Annotated in this window: 5 protein-coding genes; 1 reads left to right on the plus strand and 4 read right to left on the minus strand. The window is 59.5% G+C overall.

Annotated features, from left to right (window positions below):
* From RCH87_RS10230 to RCH87_RS10245, 4 genes are all read right to left on the minus strand, one after another.
* Window positions 1–627, minus strand: a 627-nt coding sequence (locus tag RCH87_RS10230; RefSeq protein ID WP_306516594.1) for an ABC transporter ATP-binding protein, incomplete at its 3' end; no start/stop codon positions are given.
* A 148-nt stretch (window positions 628–775) separates the two neighbouring features.
* Window positions 776–1,510: a response regulator transcription factor gene (locus tag RCH87_RS10235; protein ID WP_306516595.1), complete on the minus strand. Its 735-nt coding sequence runs from the start codon at window positions 1,508–1,510 to the stop codon at window positions 776–778.
* A gap of 17 nt (window positions 1,511–1,527) precedes the next feature.
* Entirely contained in the window at window positions 1,528–2,709 is a 1,182-nt protein-coding gene (locus tag RCH87_RS10240) for a sensor histidine kinase (RefSeq protein ID WP_306516597.1), read from the minus strand.
* Between the two features lie 42 nt (window positions 2,710–2,751).
* Window positions 2,752–3,393: an NADPH-dependent FMN reductase gene (locus RCH87_RS10245; protein ID WP_306516598.1), complete on the minus strand. Its 642-nt coding sequence runs from the start codon at window positions 3,391–3,393 to the stop codon at window positions 2,752–2,754.
* 126 nt (window positions 3,394–3,519) lie between these two features.
* Here RCH87_RS10245 and RCH87_RS10250 point away from each other — a divergent pair, with 126 nt between their 5' ends.
* The gene (locus RCH87_RS10250) at window positions 3,520–3,717 is read left to right on the plus strand and encodes a hypothetical protein (RefSeq protein WP_306516599.1); all 198 of its coding nucleotides are present in this window, start codon (window positions 3,520–3,522) and stop codon (window positions 3,715–3,717) included.
* Window positions 3,718–3,990: the final 273 nt, after the last annotated feature.

Here is a 3,990-nt window from a genome sequence, read left to right on the forward strand (position 1 = left end):
GTATTCGCCGATCATTTCACCGCGACCAATCACCACTAGGCGGTCGGCGGTCTGCTCCATTTCGGAAAGCAAGTGCGAGGAAACCAGCACCGCGCGGCCTTCACTAGCCAGGTGGCGGATGGTGTGCCGCATCCAGCTCACCCCTTCTGGGTCCAGGCCGTTGACTGGCTCGTCGAGGATCAGGTGCTTTGGATCACCCAACAGTGCGCCGGCCAAACCGAGGCGTTGTTTCATGCCCAGTGAGTATCCGCCGATCTTCTTGTTTGCGGCATCGGAAAGGCCCACGAGTTCCAGGCATTCGTCGACACGCGCAGCAGAGATTCCCGCGCCGTAGGCCAGCACCCGCAAGTGGGCGCGCCCGCTGCGGCCTGGGTTAAACCAGGTGGCTTCCAGCAAAGCGCCGACCTGCGCGGGTTTGTTGCGCACCCGGGAAAACTCCGTGCCGTCCACGAAGGCCTGCCCGCTGCTGGGCTTATCCAACCCGAGGATGCAGCGCATAGACGTCGACTTGCCGGAACCGTTGGGCCCCAGGAAGCCCGTGACCGCCCCGTCGGGGACCTGGAACGTCAAATCTTTGATGGCGGTTTTCGCGCCATACTTTTTGGTTAGTTGTTTAACTGTGATCATGCCACCAGTATGGCAGCAGGCGACGGCGGTGTATATAGTGCTGCGGGTGGAAATTCGTGCCTCATACCGCAGTATGAGGTTGTGCTTTGTGGGGCAGTGCGGTGCGTGCGGCCCAGCCCCCAGGGGGCAGCCTCCGGGGCGGCCCAGCTTAGCCCAGCCCATGATGCACGGCATAGAGCACCGCTTGCACCCGGTCGCGCGAGTTGGTTTTCCGCAAAATGTGCGTGACGTGCGTTTTCACCGTCGGCATGGAGACGAATAGTTCCTGCGAAATTTCTTGGTTTGACAGCCCGCGGGCCATCAACTGCAAGATTTCTGTCTCGCGCGGGGTAAGCGGTTCTGTTGCGGCGTTGTCGCTTGCAGAGTTGTCGCTGGAGCGGTGCTGCTTGTCGACGCCCACACTGGCTGCGTTGGCTGCGCCTCCCACACTGGCCGCGCCCCCAGCGTTGCCAGAGCGCATGCTGCGCAACAGGCGGGCAGTGGCTTTCGGAGAGATGATCGCTGTGGATTCATCCACGGTACGCACTGCCTGAAGCAGATCTTCCGGTTCGCTGTCTTTCAGCAGGTATCCGCTGGCACCGGCTTCGATTGCGCCGACAATATAATCGTCGTTTTCAAACGTCGTCAAGACGATGATGCGCGTATCCGGGTGAATTTTTAAAATTTCACGGGTTGCGGTGATGCCATCGGTGTCCGGCATTTGAATATCCATCAACACCACGTCCACCGGATCATTTGCTGCCTGGTTGATAGCCACCGTGCCGTTGTCGGCTTGCCAGGCCACCGTGATGTCGTCCTGCGAATCCAGCACCATGGCAAAACCGGTGCGCACCAGCGGTTGATCGTCGGCAAGCCCGACTGTGATGGGGTGCGTCGTGTCCATGTTCATCCTTTGGCTGCTCATGTTGGAATCTCCACCGTGACGTTGAAACCGCCTTCATAATACTGCGAGTCGCCCCAGCGCGCGGTGCCACCATGGATGCGGGCGCGCTCACGCATGCCCTGCAAACCACGACCTGTAGAATCCGCGGACTCATACACACCGGTGCCTGGGGCATTGTCGATGCTCACGCGTACCGACGAAGCCGCAGACCAGTCGATTTCCAGGCGCGCATCGGTGGGCCCGGCATGCTTCATGATGTTGGTCAGTGCCTCCTGCACGATGCGATACACCGTCAATCCACGGGCAGGGTCCAACTGCCGACGGGTGCCGGTCTCGTGCCAATCGATATGCACGCCGCCGCGCCGGGCCTCGTGCAACAATTCTTCGATGCGTTCCAGACCCGGCGACGAGGATGTCTCGCGGGTGTCGTCGTCACGCAAAACACTGAGCAACTGGCGCATTTGCGTCAATGCGTCCCGGCCGGTGTGCGAAATGGTGGTTAAAGCCTGCAGCGCGGCCTCGGGGTTATGGCGCGCGACGTAGCGCCCGCCGTCGGCCTGCGCGATAACCGCGGTGAGCGAGTGGGCGACAATATCGTGCATCTCGCGGGCGATGCGGGTGCGCTCGGTGACTGCGGCGAGTTCCGCGCGGGCGTGGAGTTCTTCTAAGCGCAGGCGTCGACGGCGGCTACGCAGCCCCAACTGCCAACACAGCGCGATGGAAAGGAGGGTGATGAAGATGAGTGCGGAATAGAAAACGAAAAATTGTTGTAGGCCAAGGGCGTTATCCAGCCCGAGATTTTGGTGTGCGAAAAAATAGCTGCGCACCGCGGACAGCACCAGTGCGCCGACGGCGCCGAGCAGCAGCAATGCCACCCAGAGTTTGCGGCGCACCGGCAGGTAGGCGGCGATGAAATATGCTTGCCAACAGACCACCGCATAGCCCAGCAGCGAAAACCCATTGGTGGCAACCGCCAGTACGGTCAGCGTTGCCGCCAATAGCATCAGCGCTGGTTCCGGGCGGCGGCGTTGCCACAACAAACCCACCCAGAGCACCGCGGTGACAGCTGCGGTAAGTGCACCCGGAGGCTGCGAGGTAAGCCCGGGGTCGAAATCAACGTCTGCGAGTGACAACAGCACCAGTACAGGTGTTTGCACCAGTACTTGGCGCCACAAAGATTTATCCCGCATGAGGCTCATGCTGTCAGTCTAGAGCTGTGGTGCTAGAGCCGTGGCGCGTGCCTAGCGTATGAGTTCGGCGAAGCGCTGCAGGTAGTCAGCGACGAAGTCGCGGGTTTTGTCGTTGTTGAACGTGCCGGCGTCGTCAAGCAAGCTCGGCGATTGTCCCAGGAAGACCTCTGGCTGGCCTGGGGTGGGCATGTCGAAGTAGGAGAGTGCTAGGCGCAGGTTCTTCTGCGAGCTGTAGCCGCCCATGCGGCCGACGGAGTGGCTGATGATGCCGGCCGGGAGGTTTTTCCAGGCAACGTCGGAGTTCGGTTTGGATCCGATGTCGATGGCGTTTTTCAGGCAGGCGGGGATGGTGCGGTTGTTTTCTGAGGTCACGAACAAGATTCCGTCGGAGGTCTTGATGGTTTCACGGAATTCGGTGTAGGAATCTGGGGTCTGCACCGCGGTGACTTCTGGGTCGTCGTAGTCGAAGTTGTACAGCGGCAGGTGCCCAATTTCGACGATGCTGCCGGTGCAGTCTGCTGGTAGTAATTCGATGGCTTGTTTGGCGATTTTGCGCGCGAATGATCCGCCGCGCAGACTGCCGACCAGCACCGTGATCTGCTTTTTCTTGCTTGCCGACGCTTCCTGTGTCGGCGCTGCCTGGGTGGCCGCTGTTTGGGTGTTGTCAGTTGCTGGGTTGTTCATGCGCAACATCCTTTCTTTGTACCTAGTAGGCTTGCGGATAATCAGTAGATAGACATAATGAACAATTAAGTTCAGTAGCATGAAGTTTAACAAAGTTTGCGTGAACTAGTCCCGCCTGCAAGGAAGGAGCCTGCGATGTCGCAAGCAGTCGACAAAGAATGCGCCTGGCTGGAAGCAATTAGTGTGTTCCAACAACTGCGCAAAGGTAATTACCAAGCCGGGGTGGATGCGCTCTGCCCGCCCAAGGGCGCAGGTGTAGAGGGTGCGGGTGTAGAGGGTGGAGAACTCGCTGGGCAGAGTGAGTGCTCCCCCAAAACGAGCAGCAAGAAATAGCCCACGGCCTTATGCGGATGTTGGCGATCTTGTTGCGTGGAGAGGACCAGCAAAAACTCGATGATTTCGTGGACGTTGCGCTGGGGATGGCGCCGCCACCGCGGGGCTGATCGGGGGCCTTCGCCCCGTCGCGGTGTTGATAAGAGCCGGAGCCTTAGACTCCGATCGAACCGTCGGTGATCTTGTTTTTGGGGTCTTTTTACAAATAGACTTGCTGAATGAACTGGCCCCCGAAAGTTGGACTGGTTTAATTCTAGGCGGTTTGGGCTTCAA

It is taken from the genome of Corynebacterium sp., from assembly GCF_030826625.1.
Lineage (GTDB): Bacteria > Actinomycetota > Actinomycetes > Mycobacteriales > Mycobacteriaceae > Corynebacterium.